This is a genomic window from Mesobacillus sp. ABV4_180, from assembly GCF_056158485.1.
In genome coordinates this window covers 1,784,159-1,810,526 of record NZ_JBSWTJ010000001.1, presented here as the reverse complement: position 1 = coordinate 1,810,526, position 26,368 = coordinate 1,784,159, and the positions used below count along the sequence as shown (strand labels likewise).

Sequence of the window (26,368 nt, the reverse complement as noted above, 5' to 3'; positions counted from 1 at the left end):
TGTTACCCTTCTTCCGCGAATTTTTTAGACATGGTCTGGTGTTGTCCAGCAATCAGCTTTAATCGTTCATTAAGCAGGCTGTCAATCCCAGGCAGCTTCTTTAGAGCTGAATCGATCAACGTCATTGAAAATTCAATATATCTGGAGCAAATTGTTAAGAGGTATTTCTTTTGTTCTGCAGAGAGCTCTGTGTTGCTGTAATCTACTTTGGGCAGGGCGATTTTTTTCAGTGCATCAAAGATGATGGACTTGCCTGTCCTGATGAAGCACTTCTCTTCCATGAGCAGCCTTTTGACAAATAGCCAATTAGCAGCTAGTTCAAGCCACTCCGAAGCAGCGAACTGACTTGCAACCTTGCCTATAAGTGCTGATTCGATTACTTTAACACTCTCCATTAGTTTATCTATGGCTTCTGCTTCTTTTTGATACAATGCAATTTTATGCTCATTGACCTCTTTTACGCCGGCGGCCAATTGCTTGATTAACTTAATATCATCTGTATCTGCCAGTAGCTTATAATACAGGCCACTGAAATAAATCCCTGCCAGCACAGTCAACTGTCGGCCTTTATGGCTGTCATCGTCTTCACCTGGCAGTGAATTTTTGACTTGTTCATGGGTATCAAGGGCGATTTGCAGAAGCATTGTAGTCACTGTATAATTCTCTGCTTGTTCATGATTAACACCACTGCGTTCAAGTAAAGAAATAAGCAGTAAAAGCCGGTCATCATCAATAAAAGGCGATTCTACATGCTCCATCAAATAAGGATGTGAAAGTTTTTCGAGAAGAGCCTCTCTGATGCCATCTAATTTGGTTTGTAAATCTAGCAAATAAATCACCCTTGTTCCCCTTTTTTATTGGATTGCCGGCAGCGGGCAGAATATTGTCTTAATGTTGTCTAAACTCATCTGTATATGGTCAGCCCATAATAGGGAATCGTGACGAATGTAAAACAGACATAAAAAAAGCGCCTAAATAACTAGTTTGCAGTTTTACCGGACATTCCAAGGCAGTGACAATTATATCACAAATGATAAAAACATGGACCTGATATTGAAAATTAAACGTTCTTCACGAAAAATTAGGCTTGTTTTGTAACAAAATAGTTGAATTTAAGTGACTATTACTTCTTTTCACTCTCAATTTCACCAAATGGGGTTACAATTTTTGCATGTCCTCTGATTTTAATCGCTGATGTATGTTCAGTAAATTGGGCAATCATAACCTCTCCCTGGTCAAGCTTTTCAGAATGATGAAATCTGGTATCGGTTCCCCTTGTCAGACCAATCACGTTGACTCCGTCTTCCATCGCTTTGATTACCACGTAATCCGTGTTCACACTAGATTTATTATCCATTATTATCCCCCTTAAAGGAAAGTTTATGTCCAGTCCCCACCGGGATTTCCTTGCACATTGTCCCATCTGAAATCAATAGATGCAGCAAAAGGCCAAAAGAAATACTTTCAGCCCCATCTATCCTTTATGCTTTAATTAATGAGAGAATTTCCGCACGTGCATTCACATCTTCCGCAAGTGTTCCCCTTACAGCTGAAGTGACAGTTTTTGAGCCAGGCTTCTTGACGCCTCTCATCGTCATGCACATATGTTCAGCTTCCACTACTACCATCACTCCATGCGGTTCAAGCTTTTCCATAATAGCATTCGCAATCGTAGATGTAATCCGTTCCTGGAGCTGAGGCCTTTTGGCTACTGCTTCAACAGCCCTCGCAAGTTTGCTTAGGCCTGTAACCTTGCCACCTCTAGGGATATAGGCAACATGCGCCTTTCCAAAGAATGGAACGAGATGGTGCTCACACATTGAATAGAAAGGAATATCCTTAACCAGGACAAGTTCCTCATGGTCTTCACCAAAAATCGTTTCAAAATATTCTTTTGGATCCTGGTTGAGGCCAGAGAAAACCTCCTCATACATTTTCGCTACGCGTTTTGGTGTATCAAGCAATCCTTCCCTGTTTGGGTCTTCACCCACTGCTTCTAATATTAAACGTACCGCCTCTTCGATTTGGGCACGATTGACGTTTGACATCTGCGTTTCCTCCTATGTTCCATCAATCTCATTATAATCTCTCATAAAAAAGCAACTTTATGATTATAATATTTTCATCTTAGCATAACCAATTCTGCGCAAGCAAAACTTAATGTTTTTAGCGCATAGAAAAAAGGCCGCGAACAGGTCGCGGCCTTTTTTGACTAAGCATACGCTCAATGCGTCGTATGTAATTATTTCACTGCATCCTTAAGCGCTTTACCTGGTTTGAAAGCAGGCACCTTGCTAGCAGAGATTTCGATTTCGTCGCCAGTTTGTGGGTTGCGGCCTTTACGGGCAGCGCGCTCACGAACTTCGAAGTTACCAAAACCGATCAACTGTACTTTGTCCCCATCTTTTAATGCATTTAAGATTGAATCAAAAACAGCGTCAACTGCTTTTGTTGCGTCCTTTTTAGAAAGTTCGCTTGCTTCTGCAACTGCATTGATAAGTTCTGTTTTGTTCATGCCATTCACCTCCTCCCAAAGATATCCCATTGCTCAGAAATTAAGCATCGTTACTACATTTCTAAACAAAACAAATGAATTCTATACGTTGCTTTCCGATTTTCCTGTCATAGTCTGGAAAAACTATGCAATTAAAACAGAAAACCGTCCGAATCCCTGTAATATAAGGGTTTGACAGCTACAACGCTAATTCTGTTAAAAGATTATCACAATGTTTTAGTCTTATCAAGATAATTTCAAGAAATAATGGGAATCTTTTCTTCTTTGAAACATATTTGTAATATGTTGACCCCTTTTTATTACCCGTTGCCGGTCAAATCAAACATTTCATGAAAGATTTTAAGCCTTTCCTACCAAATACTTAACTTAGATTCAAGACTTTTTTACTTATTTAATCCGAAAATATATTATATCAGTAGACTGTTTTTCTTAGAAAACAAAAAGACTCCCAGAAGGAGTCCCATTATAAAATGATTGCAATTAAACCGCCAGAGCCTTCATTAATGATTCTCTCCAGCGTTTCTTTTAGTTTATAACGTGCATTCTCAGGCATTAAGCTTAGCTTAGCCGAAATACCTTCCCGGACGATTGAACTTAAGCTTCTGCCAAAAATATCAGAATTCCAGATTGAAAGTGGATCATCCTCAAAATCCTGCATCAAATAGCGGACAAGCTCTTCACTTTGCTTTTCTGTTCCAATGATCGGCGAGAACTCAGATTCGACATCTACTTTGATCATGTGGATCGAAGGTGCGACGGCCCTTAAACGGACGCCAAACCTTGCACCCTGGCGGATGATTTCAGGCTCCTCAAGACTCATATCATTCAGTGAAGGGGAAGCAATCCCATACCCTGTCTGCTTAACCATTTTTAGTGCATCTGAAATCTGGTCGAACTCTTGCTTAGCATAAGCGAACTCCTGCATCAGTTCAAGCAAGTGATCCTTGCCGCGAATCTCGACGCCGACAATTTCCTTTAAGATATCATCATAAAGGTCATCTGGAGCGTAGAGGTCGATTTCAGCGACACCCTGGCCCATTTCAATGCCGGCAAGGCCTGCACGGTCGATGAACTCAAAGTCGCTGAATTGGTGGACAACCCTGTCTACATCCCGCAACCTTTTAATATCCTTTACTGTCTCCTTAACTGCTTCCTGGTAGCTCTCACGAAGCCAGTGGTTTTCACGAAGGACCATCACCCAGCTAGGAAGGTTGACGTTCACTTCAAGTACCGGGAATTCGTAAAGTGCTTCCCTCATCACATTGAGAACATCTGATTCTCTCATGCTTTCAACACTCATCGCCAGAACTGGAATATCATACTTATCAGCCAGCTGGGACCGCAATGTTTCCGTATTAGGATGATATGGCTGCGCACTGTTCACAACCATGATGAACGGCTTGCCAACTTCTTTGAGCTCTTCGATCACTCTTTCTTCTGCCTCAATGTAATCCTGTCTCGGGATTTCTCCAATAGTCCCATCTGTCGTGATGACAACGCCAAGCGTTGAGTGTTCTTGAATGACCTTTCGTGTTCCAATTTCAGCTGCTTCATGGAATGGGATTGGTTCCTCGTACCAAGGTGTATTGATCATTCTTGGCCCATTTTCATCCTCATAGCCCTTTGCTCCTGGAACTGTGTAGCCAACACAATCTACGAGCCTGATATTGACGTCCAGGCCTTCATCCACATGCACAGATGCCGCCTGGTTCGGCACGAATTTTGGTTCAGTTGTCATAATAGTTTTACCCGCTGCGCTCTGAGGCAATTCATCAAGCGCTCTCGCCCGCTCAGCCTCATTATTGATATTAGGTAAAACCACCAGCTCCATAAATTTTTTGATAAAAGTGGATTTTCCAGTGCGTACCGCACCTACAACCCCCAGGTAAATATCGCCGCCAGTCCTCTCAGCGATATCCTTAAAAATATCTACCTTTTCCAAGTGATCCCCTCCCGATCATAGAGTTAGTGGGAATAATATCATCCAAATTAGTAATCTGGGACAGTATATATTTATGATGTTGTCCTATATCGATATGACAATTTTTTATATTCTTACCCCCTTAATTTTTTGATTTCACAAAAAAAGACTTCTTCAATTCCCTTTATGAGAACATTTCATAACTTTTCGAAGACAAAAAAAAACCCTTCTTCTACAATATATTTTGCAGAAGAAAGGTTATGACTACTTTATAAGAAAAGCGGAAGCGCCTTGGTCAGCCCCGAAAAGCGCTGGAGGGCCACCCGGTGAAGTCGTTCTTTGACTTCACCTCAGCGGACCGAATCCGAAAAGCGGAGGCGACTGTCCAACTCCGACAAGCGCTGGAGGGCCTGACAGTGAAGTCGTTCTTTGACTTCATTGGCAGGACCGAAAACGAAAAGTATAGCCGACTGTCCAGAAACGCAGAAACTGGAGACTCCGACAAAGAAGCCCTTTTTGCTTCTGCCGGCGGAGTTGAAGTTTCGGAGTTTCTAGGAGGCGACACTAGACAAGCGTCTCGAGGAGTTAGGAGCCGCAGCTAGAAATACGACTCGAGGGCTAGGCGCTGGAGCTGGACACTAATTTACGCGTCAATCGCCATCCCTATTAGTCTAAAAAGACCGGTTCATTATTAGTTTCATCAATGGTATAAGGCAAGGAATAGGCGGGCACAAACATTGATTCATCCACAAGTATATGGCGGATATCTTCGCCTTCCTTAAGCTCCTTTTTTGATGACTTAATGGCCTGATAAAGGTCGCTGCGATAATCTACGAAGATCTCACCATCGGTTGAAATAATGAAATGAAGGTTTTGGTTTGTAAACGGGCTAACAGCAACCGGCTCTTCTTTGTATCCTATCTTTTTAAAATCCAGTGTATAGATATTATCTGCGATTTTATCCTTATATGGAGGATAGCCACTTGCATTGATCCTCATCTTAATCTCACGAATCTTTTCTGCAATCCGAAGGTCAAGCAGCTTTACAGTAGGATCTGTTTCGACATTGACAAGGACATATTGAAATAAGCCCCCATTTTCATAGGCGTTGCCTGGTGATTCAGATAAAAACCTAGGGACAATTTTATGGTAATCTATAGGATACTTTTGATATATTGGCGTCTGGGCATCTTTTGTCTTGATTGGCAGCAAACCGCCATTTGCTTCCTTATATTGATTTACTGCTGATTGTACACTGTCAAGCTGATCCTTATAAGGCACCTGATTCTGGACAAGTTTTTCTTCAGGATACATACATCCTGTCAGCATGAATAAAACCAGAATGACTGGCAGATAAGAACGGATTTTGTTCATTGATCCCAACCCTTTATCTCTATGTATTTTATTCGCTCGTAGGGCCGCTGAAAACAACAAAAAAGATAATCAGCCCGGCAGTAATCATTAGCACATAGGCTATGAAGGCAACTGCGACTTTAAAGAAACCCTTCAGCTTGTACCGGCTTAAGTAAATCGCAAGCAAAGACACAATCATGCAGCCCATGCCAAAAAAAGATATATACATTTTCAATAATGCGGGTGACAAAATAAACCCCTCCCTTTTCCGAGAAGTATTATAACATATGGAACAAAGAAGTATGCAAGTTTGCCCTCATCAATCATAATAATGAAAAACAAAAAAAGCTGAAGTAAAGAAGGGGCGGACAACTTTACTTCAGCCTACACGACTAAATACCCTATCACCCAGTTCAAACCACCAGTTTGCTTCGTTGCATCTTATGCAGGCAAAGTGCAAATCGCATCCTCGAATGCCTATATATTAAGCATTATTCATTAGAAAATTTTCCTGGGTCAGTTTTTTCCGCCAAGGATGTCAGCAAGATCTTCCATCTCATGTGTTTTTTCTCTGGACATCAGTCCATCTACAGCGTCCTTTGGATTTACTCCGTTGAAAAGAATATCATACAGAGCGTTTGTTATTGGCATGTTGACGCTGTATTTTTCAGCCAGCTGATGGGCAGCTTTGGTCGTCCGGACACCTTCAACCACCATCCCCATGTTCTCAAGAACTTCCTCCAGATTCTGGCCTTTCCCGAGCAAATTCCCTGCCCGCCAGTTTCTTGAATGGACACTTGTACATGTAACAATAAGGTCGCCAATGCCGGTCAAGCCTGAGAATGTCAACGGGCTGGCTCCCATTTTGACACCAAGCCTTGCAATTTCAGCCAATCCCCTGGTAATCAAGGCAGCCTTGGCATTATCCCCATAGCCTAATCCATCTGAAATACCGGCAGCTAAGGCGATGATGTTTTTAAGTGCCCCGCCTATTTCCACACCGATCAGGTCAGGGTTCGTATACACTCTGAAATTATTGTTGATGAACAGGTCCTGGATATTTTCAGCAGTTCCCATGTCTTTCGAAGATACTGTCACCGTCGTTGGATGCCGCAGGCTAACTTCTTCCGCATGGCTGGGACCTGAAAGGACAACCACATTTTCCAGTAATTCCGCGGGAATTTCTTCTTCGATCATTTCAGAAATTCGCAACAAGGAATCCGGTTCGATTCCTTTGCTGACATGGACGATTACTAAAGGCTCAGAACAAACCTCGGTCATTTTCCGGATCACTTCTCTAATAGCTTTAGTCGGTACAGCCATGATGACCGTTTTGATTCCGCTCAAGGCCTCCTGCATTGAAGAATATCCTATGATGGCTGCTGGCAGATTGATTTCAGGAAGATATTTCTTGTTGGTGTGATATTGATTGACTTCATCAATTTGGCCTGGATTGTGTCCCCATAACCTCACCTCATGACCATTGTCGGCGAGGACCATTGCCAAAGCCGTTCCCCAGCTCCCGGCACCAAGAACAGCTACTCTCTCTCTCTTCCTTTCCATTTAAACCACAACCTTTAAATTATTTTCTTTGCCTTGCAAAAATCTTGATCGGCGTTCCTGTGAAATCAAAAGCATCCCTGATTCTGTTTTCGAGGAAACGCTCATAAGAGAAGTGCAATAATTCAGGCTCGTTAACAAAAACAACAAAAGTAGGCGGCTTTACCGACACCTGTGTAGCATAGTAAATCTTCAGCCTTTTTCCTTTGTCAGAAGGAGTAGGGTTCATGGCAACCGCATCCATGACGACTTCATTCAAGATGTTCGTCTGGACGCGCATCGCATGGTTCTCACTTGCCAGATTAATCATTGGCATCAATGTGTGGATCCGCTTCTTCGTTTTCGCCGATAAGAATACGATTGGTGCATAGCTGAGGAATTGGAAATGGGCACGGATTTTCTCTTCGAATTCCTTCATTGTCTTTTCATCTTTTTCAATCGCATCCCATTTATTCACGACAATGATGACCGCTCGTCCTGCTTCTTCCGCATAGCCGGCAATATGTTTGTCCTGTTCAATGATGCCTTCTTCCGCATTGATGACAATAAGCACGACATCAGATCGCTCGATAGCCCTTAAAGCCCTTAAAACGCTGTACTTTTCAGTTGTTTCATACACCTTGCCCTTTTTTCGCATACCTGCTGTATCGATAATCACATATTTTTGCCCGTTGTATGTGACTTGTGAGTCTATTGCATCTCGAGTGGTGCCTGCGATATCACTGACAATGACTCGATCTTCCCCAAGAATAGCATTTACAAGCGATGACTTGCCTACATTAGGACGGCCGATCAAAGAGAATTTAATCGCGTCTTTATCATATTCGTCATCTTTGGCTTGAGGGAAATGTTTCGCCGCTTCATCCAGCAAGTCACCCAGCCCTAATCCGTGAGACCCTGAAATAGGGAATGGTTCTCCAAATCCAAGTGCATAAAAATCGTACACCATGTCTCTCATTTCCGGATTGTCGATTTTATTAACTGCCAGTACAACAGGTTTATTGGAACGATAAAGGATCTTTGCAACCTCTTCGTCCGCAGCTGTCACACCTTCCCTGCCGTTAACGAGGAAAATGATGACATCTGCCTCATCAATCGCAATTTCAGCCTGCTGGCGAATCTGGTCCAGGAATGGTTCATCCCCTAAATCAATTCCCCCGGTATCAATAATATTAAAATCATGTGTCAGCCATTCAGCTGAACTGTATATACGATCCCTTGTCACTCCCGGAATATCTTCAACGATCGAAATACGTTCACCAACGATCCTGTTAAAAATCGTCGACTTGCCGACATTCGGACGCCCAACGATAGCTACCACTGGTTTCGTCATGAATATCACCCTTTCAAATTCTATTAATGCAGGTCACAGACCTGGCCATAACAATGTCAAACTTCAGTTGTTTTCATTATTAATTTCATGTCATTCCTTGCTGCTTTCACAAATAGGGGAAGTACACTTATAAAATAAACCCTTCTTGGTATACAGAAGGGTCTGGCTTAATCAGTTTAACAAAAGATGCCGTAAACAGGCAATGAAAACATTTCTTGTCAATGTTTCACGATTATAAAAAGATCCTCTGTCAATGCATGGGCAATTCCATCAAGAATCGCCTCCAGATTCGCTGCGACCGTTTCCATCTCTTCCTTGGTATCACAATGAAAAACAGCCGTGCCAGACGGAACTTTCCTGGGGTTAGTAGTAATGGCTGCCAGGACAAATTTCTCAAGCATCATTAACCAGCACCCCCTTCATTGTTCTTTTTCTCAGATGGCATCCTGATCGCATTTTCAAGAGTTGGCACATCACCAATCACAGTGATCGCCCTCTGGATATCACGCTCCTGAGGCAGCACAAAAACCCCAACTCTTCCATCATCCAAATCCCTCTTTGCCAATGGCACAAGAGCAGGAGTACCCGAATCACGGTATACACCCAGAGCTGTTGACAAATCATGCAGCACAGCCTGCCTTTGGCCAAGATTGGCAATCGTAGATCGGGCATTTATATTCTTGGGCTTTAGTATAAATCCCATGCCATAGCGAAGCACTTCCTTTTGCCTCTCGGGGAGCCCAATATTCATGATATAAATATTATCGATGTAAAGGCCCGCTCCTTCAAACCTGGGCTCAATATATTCAATATCTACAATATTTTTAAGCTTCCCACCTGACATCAGCCTCTTGGATATGAAAAATGCGACAATTGCCGCAATGATTCCGGCCCAAATATTAAAAAGCAGGTAAGCCAATGTGCTGACCAGGGATGTAAAAATAACAAGATAATTCCGGCTTTCAAAAGCGATGGCAATCCCCTCAATATAGGTTTTCCCTCTGGAAACAAGCTCATAACTGTCCAATTCAGTGAGTGTGTTCCTTTCCATATTCCTGACCTCCCTGAATTGTGAAGCTGCCAGGGTCAAAAAGGTGATTGCTGTAAACTCCTCTTCCATAATGGCTGGACCTGCCACCGTTCCCAGACCTGCTGCGATGAAACCTAGAGCCACATGAATGATTTTTCCGTGCAGATATGTAGGATACTGACGATAATCTGTCCTCAGCATAAATAACCTAGATAATGTACCCGTGAAGAGTCCAAAAACAATTGGTAATGTGTATTCATTCATGAAGTCTTATGTTCCTCTCCTTCTGCTTGATGAATCGCGCTTCCTGACATAACTGATATAGCTGTTTCAACCGCTGACCACACAATTAAAGATGCCATTGAAATGAAAAGGGTGTCCAGAAAGCCCAGGGACGAAATAGCATAAGGGAAATTGAACCTCCCAATAATCACCGAAAACAAAATATCTCCCAATAGAAAACCCGCTATTAAGGACAAAACGCGTTGATACTTGTTCTTATGCAATAAAATCGCCAAATAAAAACCAATCGCTCCCAGCATGATTTTACGGTCAAAAAGAACCCACACTGGATCATAGAGTTCGAACATCAAAAAGCTTGTATACGCCATCATGATGATGAATGAGGACAAGAACAAATAAAAAAACGATGAAGCCTTTTTTCGCCAGGTTCCATAAATCAAGAACAACATCATTGCACATGCTGAAAGATGGAACTCAAAAATTAAAAAATCCCCTTTGAACGGCGCTGCCATAATGACAGCTAGGAGCAATACCGCAATTTTATATCTTTCCGGATTATTTTTCCCCATAAAGAAAGTAGCCCAAATCCACCCTAACCAAGCCAGCCAATAAAAGTACAGACCTTCCATTCTTCCCCTCCTATCATTTCCATTATGGTATTTGCTTATGTAATTTAATCTTTTTTGCATAAACTTTTTCCTGTGTTCCATGTTAAGAAATGAGAAATCTTTTTAATTGAGGGAAGGAGGTGTGGGATTTGGGACGTGACAGACAGGAAAAGAAGCTAAAGAAAAGCGGCCGTGTTGAATCAGACCGTGACCAGGCATTGCATTACCCAGGAGCAACGAAAATGCAAAGTCCTGAAGAAGCTCGAGCACTTAATGACGGAAAGTACAGTTAATCGATGATTAAGAGCAGCCCCCTGCAAGAATTGCAGGGGGCTGCTCTTATTCAAAATTAAAAAGTTCTTTTGGCAAAGGCCCTGGGGTCTATTCCTCTTTGATCGAGCCAGTGAAAGGTATCACCACTTATGATAAGCGGAATGCTGTGAAGATCCTTTATTTTCTCAGCTCCCAAAGCGGTCATTATGACAGCAATTTCATATTGAATCATTTCGATTTCTTTTATTAATGCCTCTGTACCATGTTCCAGCAGGATCTTTAATATGGATCCAGCCATCGCAGCTGAATCTGCTCCTAATGCAAGTGCCTTCACGATATCCAAACTTGTTTGGATTCCGCCTGAAGCGATTACTGAGAGCTCAGGCGCGGTTGCCTTTGCTTCAATGATGGCTGCAGCTGTTGGAATTCCCCAATTCTCGAAAAATGACAGCATGCGGTCACGCCGTTTGTTTTCAATTGATGCAAAGTTTGTACCGCCGAAACCGCCAACATCAATGTAACGAAATCCAGAGGAAAACAGCTTATTGACGGTTTCTGCACTGATTCCGAATCCTACCTCTTTTACGATTAAGGGTAAATCCAACGTTTCACGAATTTCTGCAATTCGCTCAAGTGCACCTTGAAAATCCCGATCGCCTTCAGGCATGGTTAATTCCTGGATCACATTTAGATGAATCTGAAGTGCATCTGCATCAATCATCTCGATTGCAGCTCTTGCCTGGTCAATGGTAGCCTCGCTGCCTAAATTGGCAAGTATGATTCCATCAGGATGCATTTCCCTGACAATTTGATAAGATTTACGCTCTGCAGGATCTTTCAATGCAGACATCTGCGAGCCCACTGCAATGGCAGCGCCTGTTTCTCTTGCGGCAACTGCCAGTTCCCGGTTAATTCGATATGTTTTTTCGCCGCCGCCCCCGGTCATTGCATTTATAAAAATTGGCGAACTTAAAGCAAGTTCGCCAATTTTCGTGTGCAATTTTACTGTATCAAGATTTGTTCCGGGCAAGCTTTGGTGTACAAACGTAATATCGTCAAAACCCGTTAGCCGTTTTTGGCCTGTTTCCAGGGCATATTGAATATGGTCCCATTTCCGTTTTGATCTTGACACTTTCTATCACCATTACTGTTTAAGATTCTTTAGCTTGTCCCCAATCATATCACCTAAGCTAAACCCTTTAGATTCTTCAGGCAGCTCGTAGTCAAACGCTTCGTTCGTCTCTCTTTCTTCGAACTCCTTCATGCTGAGTGATAATCTTTGGTCAGACTTATTGACATCCAGCACCTTTACCTTAACATTCTGCCCTTCATTCAGGACTTCATGCGGTGTGCCGATATGTTTATGAGAAATTTGTGAAATATGGACAAGGCCTTCAACACCAGGGAAAACTTCAACGAACGCTCCGTAAGAAACTAGACGCTTTACAGTACCTTCGAGCGTGCTTCCTTTAGGAGCTTTTTCATCGATTTCAGCCCAAGGCCCAGGGAGCGTTTCTTTAATAGAAAGTGAAATGCGCTCATTATCACGGTCAACGCTTAACACTTTCACTTGAACCTGTTGTCCTTCCTGGACTACATCAGATGGTTTTTCAACATGCTCATGTGATAGCTGTGAAATATGCACAAGGCCATCAACTCCGCCAATATCGACAAATGCACCGAAATCAGTGATTCTTTGGACAGTTCCTTCAATTACTTGTCCAGGCTGTACTGCAGCTAGAAGATCCTGCTTTTTCTTTCCCTGCTCCGCTTCAACGACAGCACGGTGTGAAAGGATCAGGCGATTTTTCTCCTGTTCAAGCTCAACGATTTTGAAGCTGAGTGTTTTGCCTTTGTAATCAGAGAAATCTTCAACGAAGTGTGATTCTACCAATGATGCCGGTACGAAGCCCCGCACACCCAAATCTACTACAAGACCGCCCTTTACGACGTCCTTGACTTCAGCTTCGAAGACTTCCCCGCTTTCAAATTTTCCTTTTAGTTCTTCCCATGCTTTTTCAGCATCTACTTTTCTTTTTGAGAGGATCAGAGCCTCTTCTTCTACCTTTTGTACTTCAAGTTCCAGCACATCGCCAATGGAAACTGCATCTTCAGCTTTTTCAACATGCAGACTGGAAAGCTCGCTGATTGGGATGATTCCATCAAGCTTGCTGCCTTCGATATCTACTAAAACTTGTTTTTCTTCTACCTTTGTTACCTCGCCTTTGACGCGTTCTCCAGCTTCAAAGTTCTTTACCTCAATCTGGTTCATATCTTCTGACATATGTACTCCTCCTTAATCCGTGACTGCTGCTAATTTATGATTTGTGGCGTAACCGCCACTTGAAAAACACCAAAATTAACTGACTAAGTGAAAATTCTAAAAATATCTCTTCTTACTAACTTCTTATAAACAGGCATTTTTGTCAAGCAAGAAACACTACTTGTAAATATCGATTAATTTTTGGATTTCACTCATAATCAAGTCAGTCGTCTGTTCGGCATTCAATTTATTTTCCTTGACTGAACCCATATCTATCGGCTTTCCGTATACGACCTTCAGTTTATTGAATGCTTTGTATGGACCAATAATGGCGCAAGGCACAACATGTGCTTCAGATCTGAGAGCAAAAAAACCGGCACCCGCTAGTCCCTTGCCCATTTCTCCTGTCTTGCTTCTAGTTCCCTCTGGAAACAAACCTAAAACCTTTCCATCCTTTAAAATTGCAAGCCCTTTTCGCAGAGCTTCCCTGTCACTCATGCCTCTCTTTACTGGAAAGGCATTGAGATGCGGGACAATTTTCCCAAGTACAGGAACCCTAAAAAGCTCGTCCTTCGCCATAAAATGGACCGGCCGGGGGGCTGTAATCCCCACTACAGGTGGATCAAGGTTGTCGATATGGTTAGCACATAAAAGGACCCCGCCATCGGCAGGAACGTTCTCCTTGCCTAATACTTCAATACGATATAATGGTTTCAGAACAGTATTAACCAAATTTTTTGCAAACGAATAGAACGTCAATTTCACCCGATCCTTTCAAGCGCCAATTCCATGATTTTTTCTACCACATCGGTGATGGACAGGGATGTCGTATCAATTTCAATTGCATCTTCAGCTTTCTTTAGAGGTGCAACCTCCCGTTCTGAATCGATCTTGTCACGAGCAGCAATCTCTTCCTTCAGCTTTTCCAGATCAGAAGGGAATCCTTTTTGGACATTTTCTGAAAGTCTGCGCTGCGCTCTTTCTTCAACGCTAGCGAGTAAAAAGACCTTTACCTCAGCATTCGGAAGCACATGGGTTCCGATATCCCTTCCATCCATAACGACTCCGCCATCCATAGCAAACAGCTGCTGGCGCTTGACCATTTCCTGCCTTACCAGCTCGTGTACTGCTGCATATGATACTTGATTTGTTACCTCAGCGGTCCTGATTTCATTTGTGACTTCCACACCGTCCAACAGGACCTTTTGCCCTGTTTCTCCCGGCAGGAGTTCTATCTTTGTTTCATTCAATAAACTGATCAATCTTTCTTCATTGTCCAGGTTGACATCTTCACGTAAGGCCTTGTATGTCAGGGCACGATACATTGCACCTGTATCGATGTATACATAAGTCAATTTTTCGGCTACAATCTTTGCAACCGTACTTTTCCCCGCTGCAGCAGGACCATCTATGGCAATTGAGATTCTTTTATTCATATTTCCTCCTAGTACACTCCTTGGTGTTCCTTTATATTCCCTTATATTTTAACACAAATCTGTTTTAATCCTCTTCATTCAAAACTTTTTTTATGGCACTTTTTAAAACTTTATTCCCTGAACAAAAAAAGCAGGATTTACCCCTGCTTACTCTTTGCTTCTTATTGAATTCAATACCTCTGAATGATTGTTATCGGTAACACCTTCATATTGTGTAATCTGCTTAAGTTCTGGAAAAGCATTGAATTCGTGGAAAAACAATTGGGCGATGATCAAAAATAAAAATTGAATAATAGCAATCTTGATTAAAATTCTTTCAAATGTTTTCATTTGTATGCTCCTGGATTTCATTTTTTACTATTATCGGAGCAAAAAACAGGAATTATTCCTTTGCTATATCGGAAGGCCTTTTTTCTTCATCGCCAGCTGCCTCTCGAAACAAAATCTCAGCAGCATCTGTCTGTCCGTACCCGAAGCATCAAAGAATTGGACAGAGGCTTTGTTCATATGTCCCTGGCCTTCGATGATCCGCACAATTTCACCACGGAATTTACGGTATTCATACTCTCCATTTTGCATTGGCAGAACAAACCAGCATTCAATCTCCATTCCAGATTCCAGGCTGCTGTCCTTTTCAATAAGCAGAGCTGCCCCGCCAGCGCTGATATCATCTGTTACTGTCGTAAAAGGGACAAAATCACCTTTGGCAGAATGCACAGCAACATCAACAGAAGTTTCTACCCTGACAAATTGCCTGCGCTGGATTTTAACCAGCTGATCATCCCCTGGATAAGAGAGGATCACCATAGGAATATTAAGTTTTACCCTGCCCTTTACTTCTGAATTGAAAATATAATTCGAACCAGATTCTGTGGCAAAAGTAGCTTTTAATGGAGTACCTTCAAGAAGGAAAACTGTTCTGTTCGTGCTTATATTGACAGGATAATCAATATACAGGTCATTTCCTTTTCGTTCGACCAGCTTACATTTATATTGCTCGAAGCTATCAGAATACTTATGTTCAAGGATTATATTATCGCCGATCTTAATCATAGCTAGTCCGCTTCCCCCAAATCATGTCTATGGCTGTCCTCTTATTTCGAATACCAATATTGGCAGCTCGCCATTCTTTTTTATATCGGTAATCTCCAAAGTATTTACAGTAATTCACTCACATTTTATATTCATTGGTGCAAATATCCATTATTATGACATGCACTTAATAAAAGGTGCAACAGATGATTAACCAAAAATTATAAAAGAAGGCTCTGTTAAATTTGGCTGTTGATTTTCGTTCCAGGCGCTTCGCTTTCCGCGGGCAGTCTGGGAGCCTCCTCGGCGCTTAGGCGCATTCGGGGTCTCCCATGACTTGCTCATCCCGCAGAACATTGAGTTAGCTTCCTCGAACCCGCCAACGCACGATGAAAATGCGTTATCATTTTAGGAGGAGTCTTCGTTCCTTTCACTACAATCAACAGGTAATAAAATTAAAATAGGGCAATAACAGAGCCTAAAAGAAAAAAGGAAAGCAAAGGCTTTCCTTTTAGACGACATCTTCATAGATTGGCTCTGCATTATGCAGCTTTTCTACTTTTTCTTCCGTGCCATCTTCCGCATTGATATATATGCGGAATGTGTCATTTCCAAGCACTCCAGTAAATTCATAGCACAAAACCTCTTCATTCAGGTCATTTAAGATAATAGCTTTGATCTGGTCCATCACTTTTAAGTTAGGGTTTACTTTAGCTTTTGCTTCTTCGAGTGTAATTCCGGCCTGAGGAATTTCCCTGGCTTTATGTGACTTTAGATATTCCTCTGCAGAAAAGCCGATGATATCACCGTTATCGAGTGCTACTTTCATGTTGATTGCGTCAGGGTAAATCCTTACATCATCCTGAGTTCCTACGAAAGTAAACACACCAATATTATCGTATTGGGCACTCTCGAACAAATCCAGACTTGCGAATTTGTGCTCTTTCAGAAAACTGATTGCCTTGTTCGAGGCATCATTAAGACTGATCTTTTGCTTTTTCACCTCTCTGTCGAGCAGGAACCAGATAGGATAACCACCCTTTTTTGTTATGTCCATGTTCGCTTCCAGTTTTGTTTTTGGATCACGGATTGAGACACTGTAAAAGCCATAATCAGAACCTTTTCCATTCTCGGTTACTTTTACCTTGCCAGCATCCCCAATCGGAGTATATGTTTTTGTTATTTGGATGGCTTCATCTTTTGAAATCTTGTTTCCAGGAAGCTTTTTGAAATTTTCATCTTTCTTTTGCAAATTGATTTTTGCAGGTCCAAAGTCTGTTTCTGAATAACCTTCGACAGTCCTTTCAACCGTCTTGAAACCATCAATGATGGTGTTATCTGTCTTGCCTTTCTCAGTCGCCAGGGCAAGCTCCACATCCATCCACCTCAGATTATTTTCCAGCACCATATGCTGGACTTTTCTAAGGTCCTGCTGAATTTCCCCTGATTGCTCATAGAGTGTTTTAAGTGTCGCGTATTCCCTGTCCGATAAAGGCTCCTTATCCAGGTCCCGGATTGCTGTTTTGTAGCTGAAATCTCCAATGTTCGCTAAAAATTCTTCCGTTTTATTAAAAGGCAATAAAGTCAATGGAAGCTGTCCCACATCAGTGTGTGCCTGGGAGGTGATTTTCCACACTTCCGCCAGTTGTGGTGACAGGGAGCTTCTCGAATTCATCGCAAGCGTAGATCCAATCTTATCGTTCAAAAGGTCCATTTGGAATGTCAGGTCATGGAAAGCTCTCTGGTAATTGTTTTCTGCATTTATCAGCACAGCAGTTTTCTCTCTGTGCTCCTGGTAACCCCAAAAAGCAGTACCAGCAATACCTATGACCAGGACGGCTATGGCTATTCCTCTTAGCAATTCAACTCACCCCTATTTACAAAAAATATGTTTGCCAATCTTCTTAATTTGTGGCCTTGACCAAATCCAGGCACTGGTTGCCGTGTCGGGATTGAAATAGTATAAGGCATTGCCAGTAGGGTCCCAGCCATTGATAGCGTCAAGCACTGCTTTTTTGGCGTTTTCATTTGGGGTCAGCCATATCTGGCCATCCGCAACTGCTGTAAATGCTCTCGGTTCAAAAATGACGCCTGAAATCGTATTGGGGAAAGTGGCACTGTCCAATCGGTTCAGGATCACTGCTGCGACCGCTACCTGTCCTGTATAAGGCTCACCTCTGGCTTCTCCATATACGGCATTTGCCATAAGCTGGATATCATTCTGAGAAAAACCATTCGGTGTATTTGTTGCTGTATTTGCAGGTGTGTCTGCAGGAGCTTGATTTCCGCCGCCAGCTGGCTTATTGGTTTCTCCCCCCCATGCAATTTTGGCGTTTGGAGTCGCTTTAGCCAGTTTGAGCTTTGTCTGCCATCCGGCAACTCCATCCACTTTCATACCGAATTCATATTGAAAATTTCTCAGGGCCCAATAGGTTCCCCAGCCAAAAACCCCATCAATTTTCCCAGTATAAAAGCCGATATGCTTGAGTCTCGACTGGAGTTCAATCACATCTTCTCCTACTGATCCCTGCTGCAATACCTGGCTGGTAAAAGCTTCTGCACTTTGATCAATTTCACTGAACTGCACAATAGTCAAAATCAATGCCAATGCGGCCATCAATTTCAAGATTGACCGATAATTCTTCATTGCATGCAACCTCCAAGATGTGGACTTATGATTAACCCTATTTTTTGTTAAGAGTTGACTTTTATTCCACAAAACAAAAAACTCTCCATTTTTTTATAAAAAATGAAGAGTTTTTAAATAGTATATTGTTTTTCGATATGTTGCAATGTAAGGACTCGGGCTTTCTTCACTTTTCTCAGGCCAAGCCACCAAAGAAAGATCATGAAAGGAACCATAAGTACAAGCCAATCTTCCATGGTCATCAGGATGAAATCATAAATTCCATGCAGGAGGACGGGTGCCATTAATGACAGAGAGACCCATTTTCTTTGTGATTCTGCAGTGAATTTTGCCTTACCTATATAATATCCCATGATGACTCCGAACAAGGCATGGCTCGAAACGGGAAGAAGCGCCCTTCCAATTGCATCTTGAAGCCCGTTGGCAACGAGATAAAAAATGTTTTCGGCTGATGCGAAACCCAGGGAGACGGAAGCACTATAAATAATTCCATCATATGGTTCATCAAAGGCAATGTGCTGAAAAATCGTGTAATAAAGGATGAACCATTTAAAGAATTCCTCCAAAAGGCCAACTGTTCCAAAGGCCTTGACGAAATCCCCCTGCATAAGTCCCTCAGCAGCGAGCACATATTGGATGAACATAAGCGGAAATACAAGCAGCGCACCGAATATGAACATTTTGAATACAAGAGAAAGCGGTTCTGAATCGTATTGATCTTTTAAATAGAAGTAGCTCAATAACGCCAGACCCGGAGCAACTCCAGCAGTAACAATTCCCAGCATGTGCTGTCCTCTTTTCAATTCGTTTTTTTAATCGTATCATGTTATTAGAAGAAAGAAAATGGATTATTATTCTTTCTCTATTGGTCATTTGGAGGTAATAATCTTGAAGAAGAATATTTTATTGATTCATACTGGCGGCACGATTTCCATGAGCGAGGATACAAGCGGATCTGTAAAACCTGGCACAAACAACCCGTTGACACAAGGAACCGATCTTCTATCAGGCCTGGCCAACCTGGTCGTTGAAGAGCCTTTCAATCTTCCTTCCCCGCATATTACACCAAAGGAAATGATGGATTTAAAACACATCCTTGAAGACTATGATAAAAAAGGCAATATCGATGGAGCTGTCATCACCCATGGAACGGATACTCTCGAAGAAACGGCATATTTTTTGGATCTCACTGTCCAGGCAAGCTTCCCGATCGTTGTCACTGGCGCAATGAGGTCAAGCAATGAAATTGGTTCTGATGGTCTGTATAATCTAATCTCATCTATCAGGGTGGCATCCAGTTCAGAAGCGAAGGGGCAAGGCGTCCTCGTCGTCCTGAATGATGAGATCCACACTGCGGTAAACGTGACGAAGACTCATACAAGCAATATTTCTACTTTCCAAAGCCCGCAATATGGCCCTATTGGAATCGTCACGAAAAGAGGAGTATTGTTCCATCACACTCCTACTAAACATGAAAACTATTCTGTAAAAGATATTGATAGAACGGTGCTTCTCGTTAAAGCCCACGCAGGAATGGATTCCTCCCTTTTAAAGGCAATCCTGGGCTTAAGGGTCGATGGTGTCGTAATTGAAGCACTCGGCCAGGGGAACCTTCCTCCGGCTGCCATTGAAGGTGTAAAGGAGTTCATTGACAACAACATTCCGGTTGTCATCGTCTCACGCAGCTATGCCGGGATTGTTCAGGATATCTATGGGTATGAAGGCGGAGGCAAGCATCTGAAGGAAATCGGCGTAATTTTTTCGAACGGCTTGAACGGACAAAAAGCACGTATCAAGTTGTTAGTAGCACTTGCCAAGACCCATAAAATGAATGAAATTGAAGAGATGTTCATGTTTTAACTTTCAAACACCAAATTTGATAATAGATAAAAAAGCGGAGACAAATGCTCCGCTTTTTTATCTATACTCTTCCCACTATCGCTTCTGCAATCTGGCTTCCATGGAACCGCCCATTTTCAATGAAGATTTCGTTTGCGTTGTTACCAGCGGCAATGACGCCGGCTATATATATTCCTTTTACATTGGTTTCCATTGTTTCAGGGTCAAAATATGGCCGCCCTGTATCATGCTCTATGCTTACACCCATCTTCCTTAGGAATGCATGGTCAGGACGATAGCCAGTCATCGCAAAGACATAGTCATTTTTCAACTTCACTGTTGTTCCTTCGGATTCATAAATCACGAACTCATCTGTTATTTCATTGATTATAGAGTTGAACACCATATTGACCATACCTGTTTTCACAAGCGCCTCAAATTCAGGCAGCACCCACGGTTTGATGCTTGGCGAGTATTCCGAACCGCGATAAAGGACTGTCACTCGTGCTCCAGCCTTTACCAATTCAATTGCTGCGTCCACACTTGAGTTTTTTCCGCCAATGACAGCAACATCCATATCAAAGAAAGGGTGCGCCTCCTTGAAATAATGAGATACCTTCTCCAATTCTTCACCGGGGATTCCCATTAAATTAGGATGATCATAGTACCCAGTTGCAATGATTATATTCCCGGCTGTGTATTGCTGTTTATCTGTTGAAACTGTAAAAAGAGATTCCCCTGTTTTCACTATTTCAGTCACTTTTTCATACTTATTGATTCTCAGTCCTTCCCGCCTTACAACTTCCCGATAATAAACCAGTGCCTGATTCCGCTTTGGTTTATGGCTCTCGGTAATAAAAGGGACATCGCCGATCGCAAGTTTTTCACTGCTGCTGAAAAAAGTCTGATGTGTTGGATAATGATAAATCGCATTCACGATATTTCCTTTTTCAATAATAAGGGCATCCTTCCCTTTTTTCTTCAAAGCGATTGCAGCTGCAAGACCGCATGGACCTCCGCCAACGATAATGATCTCTTCTTTAATCATTTTATATTCAAACACTCCTTAAACCAGTTATTCTCTGGATGTTTGCCATTTCGAATCGAGACTAATAAAAAATCTCCTATCTGTTAATGATAGGAGATTTTTACTTAAGATTCAATGAAGAACCCTTTATTTTATTAAAGCATTGTACTGGATGTTAAATCCACCCACGGAAGCGGCTTGCTTCCGCCATTTTTCTGACACCAACCATATAGGCTGCCAGACGCATGTCTACTCTGCGGGTCTGAGCTGTTTCATAGATGCTGTCAAAGGATTTCACCATAACCTTTTCAAGCTTTTCTTCCACTTCTTCTTCTGTCCAGTAATAACCCTGATTATTTTGGACCCATTCAAAGTATGAAACGGTTACACCGCCAGCAGATGCTAGTACATCCGGAACAAGCAGGATGCCGCGTTCTGTCAGGATTTCTGTCGCTTCCAAAGTTGTTGGGCCGTTCGCAGCTTCAACAACAATAGTCGCCCTGATATTATGGGCATTTTCTTCAGTAATTTGGTTCTCAATGGCTGCAGGAACAAGGATATCACAATCAAGTTCCAACAACTCTTTATTTGTAATTGTATTATTGAATAATTTAGTTACTGTTCCAAAGCTGTCGCGGCGGTCAAGCAAGTAATCGATATCAAGTCCATCCGGGTCATGCAATGCACCGTATGCATCTGAAATACCGATGATTTTAGCACCAGCATCGTGCATGAACTTTGCCAAATAACTTCCGGCATTACCAAAGCCCTGTACAACTACTCTGGCGCCTTCAAGTTCGATTCCTTTTTTCTTGGCTGCCTCGCGAATACAAATCGTTACCCCTTTTGCTGTTGCTGATTCACGACCATGTGAACCACCGAGAACTAGCGGCTTGCCTGTAATGAATCCTGGAGAGTTAAATTCATCAATACGGCTGTATTCATCCATCATCCAAGCCATGATCTGTGAGTTCGTGAAAACATCAGGTGCAGGGATGTCTTTTGTCGGTCCGACAATTTGGCTGATAGCGCGGACATAACCACGGCTTAATCTTTCCAGCTCCCTGAATGACATGTCGCGGGGATCACATACGATCCCGCCTTTGCCGCCCCCATAAGGCAGGTCAACAATACCACATTTTAAACTCATCCAGATTGATAAGGCTTTTACTTCTTTCTCCGTTACGTTTGGATGGAAACGTATTCCTCCCTTTGTTGGACCCACTGCATCATTGTGCTGCGCCCGGTAGCCAGTAAAGACTTTAACAGATCCGTCATCCATTCTGACAGGAATTTTCACTGTCATCATCCTGAGTGGCTCTTTTAAAAGCTCATAGACCTCTTCTGGGTACCCGAGTTTCTCCAAAGCCTTGTGAATAACAGTTTGTGTAGATCGTAAGACGTCATGTTTGTCTTCTTTATTTGGATTTTCATTACCGTTTGCGGCTACCATTGATAAACCTCCTAAATCACTATTGCGGATGTTGTCTGCTTTCATGGATTAGTATACACCTTTGGTTATTTTATGCAAGAAGAAAAAAACAGTTTTCCGCATTTTTTGATTATTGTTTGTAAACGCTGCCATTCAAGCCCTTATTATTATTGAGTTGATAATAAATTTACTGAATAATAAGACATTCCAGGTGGTGAAATCGTTAAAAAAAGCCGAAGCTCTCCTCCATTATTTATTAAAATAATGAAGAAGAGTTTCGACTGCACGTTCTTCCATAATCTCATTCCCGTATTCGAGCAATCTATGAATACTCAAAATTGAAGGGGTACCATATTCAGCCATCAAGGACACCGCTTTATCTGCATCTTGAGGCAATATTCCATTCATAAGCAAATAATAATGGCTATTCATGAAATGCAGGCTTCCACCTGAAATCCCAGCTTGGGCAAGCCTGTTTGCCAGCTGGATCACGTATTCGATATTTTCAAACTCAAACAAAATATCTTCGCTTCCGTCGACCGTGACCTGCATTTCAATAATTCCATCATCAAACTGCTCTTCATCTTCATCCTGTTCGATCATCGTGACAATCATCACCATTCCCTGAGCATGCAGGGAAAAAATCTCTACCGCGACTGATCCGAGGATTTCCAAATCAAATTCCTCGCTGGCCTCTTCCAGCATATCGTGAAAAAGCTGATGCCATTTCAAGGAATCCTTCCAAATGTCTTCCTTGGTCAACCCTCGGTCTGAAAGATCATCAATCGTCAGAAAGATCTTTATTTTATTGTTGGTTAAGCGTTCCAAGCGCATAATTCATGCCCCCTGCCATCGACAAAGCTCTTGTTGTAGTTTATGAAAATTTTGCAGGTTGGTGATTATTTAAGTTTTTCAATGCGCTTTTTCAGCCATTTTTCCCAATCCATCCTGGAAATACCTAATAAGTGTTCCGAGTACTTCTGGCGCTCCTGGCTTGCCATGGAATCAATCGCGATGCCTCCCAGGCCGATGAAAAGGTCAGAGTATTTCTTGCTGACTTCATCTGTAAGCTCAAGAGTTGCCGCCTTATTTTCTTCCAGAGTACATGAAATGAATAGGAACTTTGGTCTTACCTTATCAAGTACCACTTCAAGATCGCTCTCGGCCAAACTAGTCCCCAGGAAAACAACTTCAAACCCCTTGCGCCTCAAATACAGGGTGAAGATTAACAAGCCAAGCTCATGTCTTTCCCCAGGACCGCATACCGCAATTACCTTAGGCAGGAATGAGCTGTGCGGGAAGGAATTTGAAATCCCTTCAATTCTCGAACGTAAAAATGAAGAAGCAAAGTGCTCATGTGCAGTCGTTATACTTCCCTCTTCCCATAAATCGCCCACTTTAATCAAAATTGGACCTAATAAATCCATAACCGTCTTATCTACCGTAAACAAGCTGAAAGCCTGATTGATCAATTCATGTGCCTGAGAACCGTTAAAGTCAAGCAATGCATGAAGGATTTTTTCCCGAAGCTCGTCCAATAGATCTTTCTTCAAAGGCTCGGCACTTTCTATGGTTGGTTCTGCGTTTTCCAGTAAAGATACAGCCTGGCTGATCGTGAAGCCCTGGTTGACTTTAGCAATCAGCCACTTCAGGGTTTTCAAATGCTCCTCGGTATACAAGCGGTGGCCGGAATCATTTCTTACTGGGGCGATCATCTGGTATCTTCTTTCCCAGGCTCTCAGCGTGCCCGGCTGTATTCCAAGCATATTGGATACTGCTTTTATATTGTATTTCCCCTCGCTATTCCCCATGTTCATTCCTCCGTCATTACCTTGCACTACCGCTGATTATACCCATGCTTAAGCTTGGAAGTAAAACTTCAATCTGCTTCTGGAAGCAATGTTATTAAATGCGTTTCTGCTTTTGCACCGAGCCTGAATGGTATACTCGTCGTGCCATAGCCATTGCTCGTCAGCAGCGTTGTTCCGTTCTTCTGTTTTATACCGCCTAATTCATAAGGTCCAAATCCCATGATCCTGATCTGTCCTCCATGGGTATGGCCGCTAAGCACAAGGCTGATTCCATGGTCCTGCTTAAAATCGTACACGATGAATGGACTATGGCTTACCAGAATTTTAAAGCCATCGTCTCCAGCATCCTGCATGGCAAGATCCAGCCTGCTTTTTTCTGTGCCGTAATCGTCGACTCCCAAAATATATAGCAGGTCCCCTTCTCGCGATTCAAATTTTACAGCTGTATTATCAAGAACCTTCACCCCTGAGTGGTAAAGGAGGGAGTCCAGTTCATGCGAATTAAATTCGTAATCATTATTTCCCCACACAAAGAAAACGGGTGCAATCGTTTTCAACTTTTCAATATTTTCAGCAGCCTGTTCAAGCTTCACACCTTTTTCGACAAGATCTCCACCAATAATGACTATATCAGCCTTGCCTTTTGCTTCATTAATGATCGTATCTGAAACTGTACGCTTATGTATATCTGAGATAAAAAACAATTTAACTGACCCGAAGCTTGCCGGAAAATTATTAAGGCGCAATTCCTGATGAATTACCCTGTCTGCAAATGCCTGCCGGTACATGTAAATCAGAAGGAAGCAGCCTATAATCAGTAAAACAATAAAAAAATATGATGAATTCCATTTTAAGCCTCCTTCAAATGAATCTAAATCTCTTCTTCTGTATTCAATGGACTAAAAGAAATCATACCATATAGTAAACAGAAACTGAAAAAGATACTTGTCTGCCAGATTCCGAACGGCAGCAAAAGGAAAAAGCAGCCAATAGTTCCAATTGCTAAAATTATATCAGAAATGATCCCCTCTTTGCCCTTTATCGTTTTGACTGCTGCAACGAAACCAGAACGAATCAAACCTCCCTTTGCATACATCCCTGCGACCAGTGCCATTGTTCCTGCCAGAAATTCGATTGGATGCAAAATAAATTCACCCAGGAATTCCTCCGGGTGAAATGGTTTTAAATCTGGCAGCCAATTGACTGTCAGATACCCGCAAAGCAAACCCACTGCCAATCTGAATACTTTCCAAAACATCAAAAAAACCTCCCATACCCAATGTATGAAAGGTCCTTGTCTTTATTTCTGCCAAGAAAATTAAACTTCGTGAATATCCAGAACCCTGAAGCCTGAATCCTCCAGTTTTTTAATGAACTTATCAATATTGTCCTTCTTTTCGACCTTCATGACAATTCGGCGGACAAGCTTATCCGTTTCGTCAAAGGTTACAAGTGAAATGATATGCTCATGGAATTGGTGGGCGATATCAGCAAGCCTTGCGATACGGCCTTCGGTTTCAACAGATGTAAAAGCAATCCTCACGCCTTCTCTATGTACCCCAAATGCGCTCTGGAATTGATCAAGTGCATCAGAACGGGTAACAATCCCCTGGAATTTGTCATATTCATCGATTACTGCCATCAGCGGAATATCTTTCAATTTCACCAATGTGCTTTCGAAAATTTCACTTCCATGCAGAATTTGGTCCTGTAAAGTCAGAATGTCCCTTGCTGCTTTATTTTGAAGGAATTCATCTTTTTGGCCACCTGTGTTGAAGTAATCCTGATAAATCCCATATCTTGTGACGACACCGATATACTTGTCGCCGTCCAATACAGGAACACCATCAATCTCATTTCCATCCAGCGTTTCTAATACATTCTTCAATGTCTCATCATGCTGAACGGTAATACACCTGAACTTCGGAATCATGATACTTTTAACAAACATTCAACTCACCTCTGGTTTAAAGTACTGCCATATCTTATATATTTCTGCAAATTTGGAAAAATCCCTGCTAAACCAGATAAATTTAACATGAAAT

Annotated in this window: 31 protein-coding genes; 3 read left to right on the top strand and 28 right to left on the bottom strand. The window is 42.2% G+C overall.

Annotated elements, in window-relative coordinates; genetic code table 11:
* Positions 1-2: 2 nt before the first annotated feature.
* From ACXAEA_RS09115 to spoIVA, 5 genes are all read right to left on the bottom strand, one after another.
* The gene (locus tag ACXAEA_RS09115; protein ID WP_475095578.1) at positions 3-839 is read right to left on the bottom strand and encodes a heptaprenyl diphosphate synthase component 1; all 837 of its coding nucleotides are present in this window, start codon (positions 837-839) and stop codon (positions 3-5) included.
* 284 nt (positions 840-1,123) lie between these two features.
* Positions 1,124-1,357, bottom strand: coding sequence for a trp RNA-binding attenuation protein MtrB (gene mtrB, locus ACXAEA_RS09110; RefSeq protein WP_475095577.1), 234 nt, complete (start codon positions 1,355-1,357; stop codon positions 1,124-1,126).
* Between the two features lie 124 nt (positions 1,358-1,481).
* Positions 1,482-2,048 carry a GTP cyclohydrolase I FolE gene (gene folE / locus ACXAEA_RS09105; protein ID WP_475095576.1) on the bottom strand — a complete coding sequence of 189 codons (567 nt, stop codon included), beginning with the start codon at positions 2,046-2,048 and terminating at the stop codon, positions 1,482-1,484.
* Between the two features lie 194 nt (positions 2,049-2,242).
* Complete coding sequence (locus ACXAEA_RS09100) at positions 2,243-2,515, bottom strand: HU family DNA-binding protein (RefSeq protein ID WP_023627533.1); 273 nt, start codon at positions 2,513-2,515, stop codon at positions 2,243-2,245.
* A 463-nt stretch (positions 2,516-2,978) separates the two neighbouring features.
* A complete protein-coding gene (spoIVA, locus tag ACXAEA_RS09095) occupies positions 2,979-4,457 on the bottom strand; it encodes a stage IV sporulation protein A (protein WP_475095575.1) in 1,479 nt (492 codons plus the stop codon).
* A gap of 395 nt (positions 4,458-4,852) precedes the next feature.
* Between spoIVA and ACXAEA_RS09090 the strand changes: the two genes are divergently transcribed.
* Positions 4,853-5,038 carry a hypothetical protein gene (locus ACXAEA_RS09090; RefSeq protein WP_475095574.1) on the top strand — a complete coding sequence of 62 codons (186 nt, stop codon included), beginning with the start codon at positions 4,853-4,855 and terminating at the stop codon, positions 5,036-5,038.
* Between the two features lie 64 nt (positions 5,039-5,102).
* On the opposite strand, the gene ACXAEA_RS09085 is transcribed toward ACXAEA_RS09090, so the two are convergent.
* From ACXAEA_RS09085 to ACXAEA_RS09055, 7 genes are all read right to left on the bottom strand, one after another.
* Positions 5,103-5,810 carry a hypothetical protein gene (locus tag ACXAEA_RS09085; RefSeq protein ID WP_475095573.1) on the bottom strand — a complete coding sequence of 236 codons (708 nt, stop codon included), beginning with the start codon at positions 5,808-5,810 and terminating at the stop codon, positions 5,103-5,105.
* Between the two features lie 28 nt (positions 5,811-5,838).
* Positions 5,839-6,039, bottom strand: coding sequence for a DUF2768 domain-containing protein (locus tag ACXAEA_RS09080; RefSeq protein ID WP_475095572.1), 201 nt, complete (start codon positions 6,037-6,039; stop codon positions 5,839-5,841).
* 266 nt (positions 6,040-6,305) lie between these two features.
* The gene (locus ACXAEA_RS09075; protein ID WP_475095571.1) at positions 6,306-7,352 is read right to left on the bottom strand and encodes an NAD(P)H-dependent glycerol-3-phosphate dehydrogenase; all 1,047 of its coding nucleotides are present in this window, start codon (positions 7,350-7,352) and stop codon (positions 6,306-6,308) included.
* A 19-nt stretch (positions 7,353-7,371) separates the two neighbouring features.
* Positions 7,372-8,682 carry a ribosome biogenesis GTPase Der gene (gene der / locus ACXAEA_RS09070; RefSeq protein ID WP_475095570.1) on the bottom strand — a complete coding sequence of 437 codons (1,311 nt, stop codon included), beginning with the start codon at positions 8,680-8,682 and terminating at the stop codon, positions 7,372-7,374.
* 218 nt (positions 8,683-8,900) lie between these two features.
* On the bottom strand, positions 8,901-9,086 hold the full coding sequence (locus tag ACXAEA_RS09065; RefSeq protein WP_475095568.1) for a capping complex subunit for YIEGIA: 186 nt from the start codon (positions 9,084-9,086) through the stop codon (positions 8,901-8,903).
* Entirely contained in the window at positions 9,086-9,976 is an 891-nt protein-coding gene (locus ACXAEA_RS09060) for a YIEGIA family protein (RefSeq protein ID WP_475095567.1), read from the bottom strand. Before ACXAEA_RS09060 ends, ACXAEA_RS09065 begins: the two co-directional genes overlap by 1 nt.
* Positions 9,973-10,584: a YphA family membrane protein gene (locus tag ACXAEA_RS09055; protein ID WP_475095565.1), complete on the bottom strand. Its 612-nt coding sequence runs from the start codon at positions 10,582-10,584 to the stop codon at positions 9,973-9,975. The genes ACXAEA_RS09060 and ACXAEA_RS09055 overlap by 4 nt, the downstream gene beginning before the upstream one ends.
* Positions 10,585-10,712: 128 nt before the next feature.
* On the opposite strand from ACXAEA_RS09055, the gene ACXAEA_RS09050 reads away from it, so the two are divergent.
* Positions 10,713-10,856, top strand: a complete 144-nt coding sequence (locus ACXAEA_RS09050) for a YpzI family protein (RefSeq protein ID WP_475095564.1) — start codon at positions 10,713-10,715, stop codon at positions 10,854-10,856.
* 56 nt (positions 10,857-10,912) lie between these two features.
* Here ACXAEA_RS09050 and fni read toward each other — a convergent pair whose 3' ends face one another.
* From fni to prsW, 9 genes are all read right to left on the bottom strand, one after another.
* The gene (fni, locus tag ACXAEA_RS09045; protein ID WP_475095563.1) at positions 10,913-11,968 is read right to left on the bottom strand and encodes a type 2 isopentenyl-diphosphate Delta-isomerase; all 1,056 of its coding nucleotides are present in this window, start codon (positions 11,966-11,968) and stop codon (positions 10,913-10,915) included.
* A gap of 12 nt (positions 11,969-11,980) precedes the next feature.
* Positions 11,981-13,120, bottom strand: coding sequence for a 30S ribosomal protein S1 (gene rpsA / locus ACXAEA_RS09040; RefSeq protein ID WP_475095562.1), 1,140 nt, complete (start codon positions 13,118-13,120; stop codon positions 11,981-11,983).
* A gap of 156 nt (positions 13,121-13,276) precedes the next feature.
* On the bottom strand, positions 13,277-13,858 hold the full coding sequence (locus ACXAEA_RS09035; protein ID WP_475095561.1) for a lysophospholipid acyltransferase family protein: 582 nt from the start codon (positions 13,856-13,858) through the stop codon (positions 13,277-13,279).
* 2 nt (positions 13,859-13,860) lie between these two features.
* The gene (gene cmk, locus ACXAEA_RS09030; protein ID WP_475095560.1) at positions 13,861-14,535 is read right to left on the bottom strand and encodes a (d)CMP kinase; all 675 of its coding nucleotides are present in this window, start codon (positions 14,533-14,535) and stop codon (positions 13,861-13,863) included.
* A 147-nt stretch (positions 14,536-14,682) separates the two neighbouring features.
* Positions 14,683-14,865, bottom strand: coding sequence for a YpfB family protein (locus ACXAEA_RS09025; RefSeq protein ID WP_475095559.1), 183 nt, complete (start codon positions 14,863-14,865; stop codon positions 14,683-14,685).
* 63 nt (positions 14,866-14,928) lie between these two features.
* The gene (locus tag ACXAEA_RS09020; RefSeq protein WP_475095558.1) at positions 14,929-15,588 is read right to left on the bottom strand and encodes a flagellar brake protein; all 660 of its coding nucleotides are present in this window, start codon (positions 15,586-15,588) and stop codon (positions 14,929-14,931) included.
* 490 nt (positions 15,589-16,078) lie between these two features.
* Positions 16,079-17,428: a germination protein YpeB gene (gene ypeB / locus ACXAEA_RS09015; protein WP_475095557.1), complete on the bottom strand. Its 1,350-nt coding sequence runs from the start codon at positions 17,426-17,428 to the stop codon at positions 16,079-16,081.
* Between the two features lie 12 nt (positions 17,429-17,440).
* Entirely contained in the window at positions 17,441-18,184 is a 744-nt protein-coding gene (sleB, locus tag ACXAEA_RS09010; protein ID WP_475098089.1) for a spore cortex-lytic enzyme, read from the bottom strand.
* A gap of 143 nt (positions 18,185-18,327) precedes the next feature.
* Positions 18,328-18,999, bottom strand: coding sequence for a glutamic-type intramembrane protease PrsW (prsW, locus tag ACXAEA_RS09005; RefSeq protein WP_475095556.1), 672 nt, complete (start codon positions 18,997-18,999; stop codon positions 18,328-18,330).
* A 58-nt stretch (positions 19,000-19,057) separates the two neighbouring features.
* Here prsW and ACXAEA_RS09000 point away from each other — a divergent pair, with 58 nt between their 5' ends.
* Complete coding sequence (locus ACXAEA_RS09000; protein ID WP_475095555.1) at positions 19,058-20,074, top strand: asparaginase; 1,017 nt, start codon at positions 19,058-19,060, stop codon at positions 20,072-20,074.
* 61 nt (positions 20,075-20,135) lie between these two features.
* On the opposite strand, the gene ACXAEA_RS08995 is transcribed toward ACXAEA_RS09000, so the two are convergent.
* The 7 genes from ACXAEA_RS08995 to ACXAEA_RS08965 all read right to left on the bottom strand — a co-directional run bounded on the left by ACXAEA_RS08995 (position 20,136) and on the right by ACXAEA_RS08965 (position 26,274).
* Entirely contained in the window at positions 20,136-21,101 is a 966-nt protein-coding gene (locus ACXAEA_RS08995) for a YpdA family putative bacillithiol disulfide reductase (protein WP_475095554.1), read from the bottom strand.
* Between the two features lie 154 nt (positions 21,102-21,255).
* The gene (locus ACXAEA_RS08990) at positions 21,256-22,533 is read right to left on the bottom strand and encodes a Glu/Leu/Phe/Val family dehydrogenase (RefSeq protein WP_475095553.1); all 1,278 of its coding nucleotides are present in this window, start codon (positions 22,531-22,533) and stop codon (positions 21,256-21,258) included.
* Between the two features lie 228 nt (positions 22,534-22,761).
* Entirely contained in the window at positions 22,762-23,346 is a 585-nt protein-coding gene (locus ACXAEA_RS08985; RefSeq protein WP_475095552.1) for a genetic competence negative regulator, read from the bottom strand.
* A gap of 65 nt (positions 23,347-23,411) precedes the next feature.
* Positions 23,412-24,323 carry a MerR family transcriptional regulator gene (locus tag ACXAEA_RS08980; protein WP_475095551.1) on the bottom strand — a complete coding sequence of 304 codons (912 nt, stop codon included), beginning with the start codon at positions 24,321-24,323 and terminating at the stop codon, positions 23,412-23,414.
* 68 nt (positions 24,324-24,391) lie between these two features.
* Positions 24,392-25,027: a metallophosphoesterase gene (locus ACXAEA_RS08975; RefSeq protein WP_475095550.1), complete on the bottom strand. Its 636-nt coding sequence runs from the start codon at positions 25,025-25,027 to the stop codon at positions 24,392-24,394.
* Positions 25,028-25,194: 167 nt separating this feature from the next.
* Complete coding sequence (locus ACXAEA_RS08970; RefSeq protein ID WP_475095549.1) at positions 25,195-25,581, bottom strand: hypothetical protein; 387 nt, start codon at positions 25,579-25,581, stop codon at positions 25,195-25,197.
* Positions 25,582-25,641: 60 nt separating this feature from the next.
* On the bottom strand, positions 25,642-26,274 hold the full coding sequence (locus tag ACXAEA_RS08965) for a CBS domain-containing protein (RefSeq protein ID WP_475095548.1): 633 nt from the start codon (positions 26,272-26,274) through the stop codon (positions 25,642-25,644).
* Positions 26,275-26,368: the final 94 nt, after the last annotated feature.

What these genes read in the sequence shown, in the direction of transcription:
- ACXAEA_RS09055 (WP_475095565.1), bottom strand. Translation starts at nt 10,584, where the DNA reads ATGGAAGGTCTGTACTTTTATTGGCTGGCTTGGTTAGGGTGGATTTGG.
- ACXAEA_RS08985 (WP_475095552.1), bottom strand. Translation starts at nt 23,346, where the DNA reads ATGCGCTTGGAACGCTTAACCAACAATAAAATAAAGATCTTTCTGACG.
- sleB (WP_475098089.1), bottom strand. Translation starts at nt 18,184, where the DNA reads ATGGCCGCATTGGCATTGATTTTGACTATTGTGCAGTTCAGTGAAATT.
- ACXAEA_RS09075 (WP_475095571.1), bottom strand. Translation starts at nt 7,352, where the DNA reads ATGGAAAGGAAGAGAGAGAGAGTAGCTGTTCTTGGTGCCGGGAGCTGG.
- rpsA (WP_475095562.1), bottom strand. Translation starts at nt 13,120, where the DNA reads ATGTCAGAAGATATGAACCAGATTGAGGTAAAGAACTTTGAAGCTGGA.
- ACXAEA_RS09025 (WP_475095559.1), bottom strand. Translation starts at nt 14,865, where the DNA reads ATGAAAACATTTGAAAGAATTTTAATCAAGATTGCTATTATTCAATTT.
- ACXAEA_RS08980 (WP_475095551.1), bottom strand. Translation starts at nt 24,323, where the DNA reads ATGGGGAATAGCGAGGGGAAATACAATATAAAAGCAGTATCCAATATG.
- mtrB (WP_475095577.1), bottom strand. Translation starts at nt 1,357, where the DNA reads ATGGATAATAAATCTAGTGTGAACACGGATTACGTGGTAATCAAAGCG.
- ACXAEA_RS09000 (WP_475095555.1), top strand. Translation starts at nt 19,058, where the DNA reads ATGGATTATTATTCTTTCTCTATTGGTCATTTGGAGGTAATAATCTTG.
- ACXAEA_RS08990 (WP_475095553.1), bottom strand. Translation starts at nt 22,533, where the DNA reads ATGGTAGCCGCAAACGGTAATGAAAATCCAAATAAAGAAGACAAACAT.
- ACXAEA_RS09100 (WP_023627533.1), bottom strand. Translation starts at nt 2,515, where the DNA reads ATGAACAAAACAGAACTTATCAATGCAGTTGCAGAAGCAAGCGAACTT.
- ACXAEA_RS09065 (WP_475095568.1), bottom strand. Translation starts at nt 9,086, where the DNA reads ATGATGCTTGAGAAATTTGTCCTGGCAGCCATTACTACTAACCCCAGG.
- ACXAEA_RS08995 (WP_475095554.1), bottom strand. Translation starts at nt 21,101, where the DNA reads ATGATTAAAGAAGAGATCATTATCGTTGGCGGAGGTCCATGCGGTCTT.
- ACXAEA_RS08970 (WP_475095549.1), bottom strand. Translation starts at nt 25,581, where the DNA reads ATGTTTTGGAAAGTATTCAGATTGGCAGTGGGTTTGCTTTGCGGGTAT.
- der (WP_475095570.1), bottom strand. Translation starts at nt 8,682, where the DNA reads ATGACGAAACCAGTGGTAGCTATCGTTGGGCGTCCGAATGTCGGCAAG.
- ACXAEA_RS09085 (WP_475095573.1), bottom strand. Translation starts at nt 5,810, where the DNA reads ATGAACAAAATCCGTTCTTATCTGCCAGTCATTCTGGTTTTATTCATG.
- ACXAEA_RS08965 (WP_475095548.1), bottom strand. Translation starts at nt 26,274, where the DNA reads ATGTTTGTTAAAAGTATCATGATTCCGAAGTTCAGGTGTATTACCGTT.
- ACXAEA_RS09020 (WP_475095558.1), bottom strand. Translation starts at nt 15,588, where the DNA reads ATGATTAAGATCGGCGATAATATAATCCTTGAACATAAGTATTCTGAT.
- folE (WP_475095576.1), bottom strand. Translation starts at nt 2,048, where the DNA reads ATGTCAAACGTCAATCGTGCCCAAATCGAAGAGGCGGTACGTTTAATA.
- cmk (WP_475095560.1), bottom strand. Translation starts at nt 14,535, where the DNA reads ATGAATAAAAGAATCTCAATTGCCATAGATGGTCCTGCTGCAGCGGGG.
- prsW (WP_475095556.1), bottom strand. Translation starts at nt 18,999, where the DNA reads ATGCTGGGAATTGTTACTGCTGGAGTTGCTCCGGGTCTGGCGTTATTG.
- ACXAEA_RS09060 (WP_475095567.1), bottom strand. Translation starts at nt 9,976, where the DNA reads ATGAATGAATACACATTACCAATTGTTTTTGGACTCTTCACGGGTACA.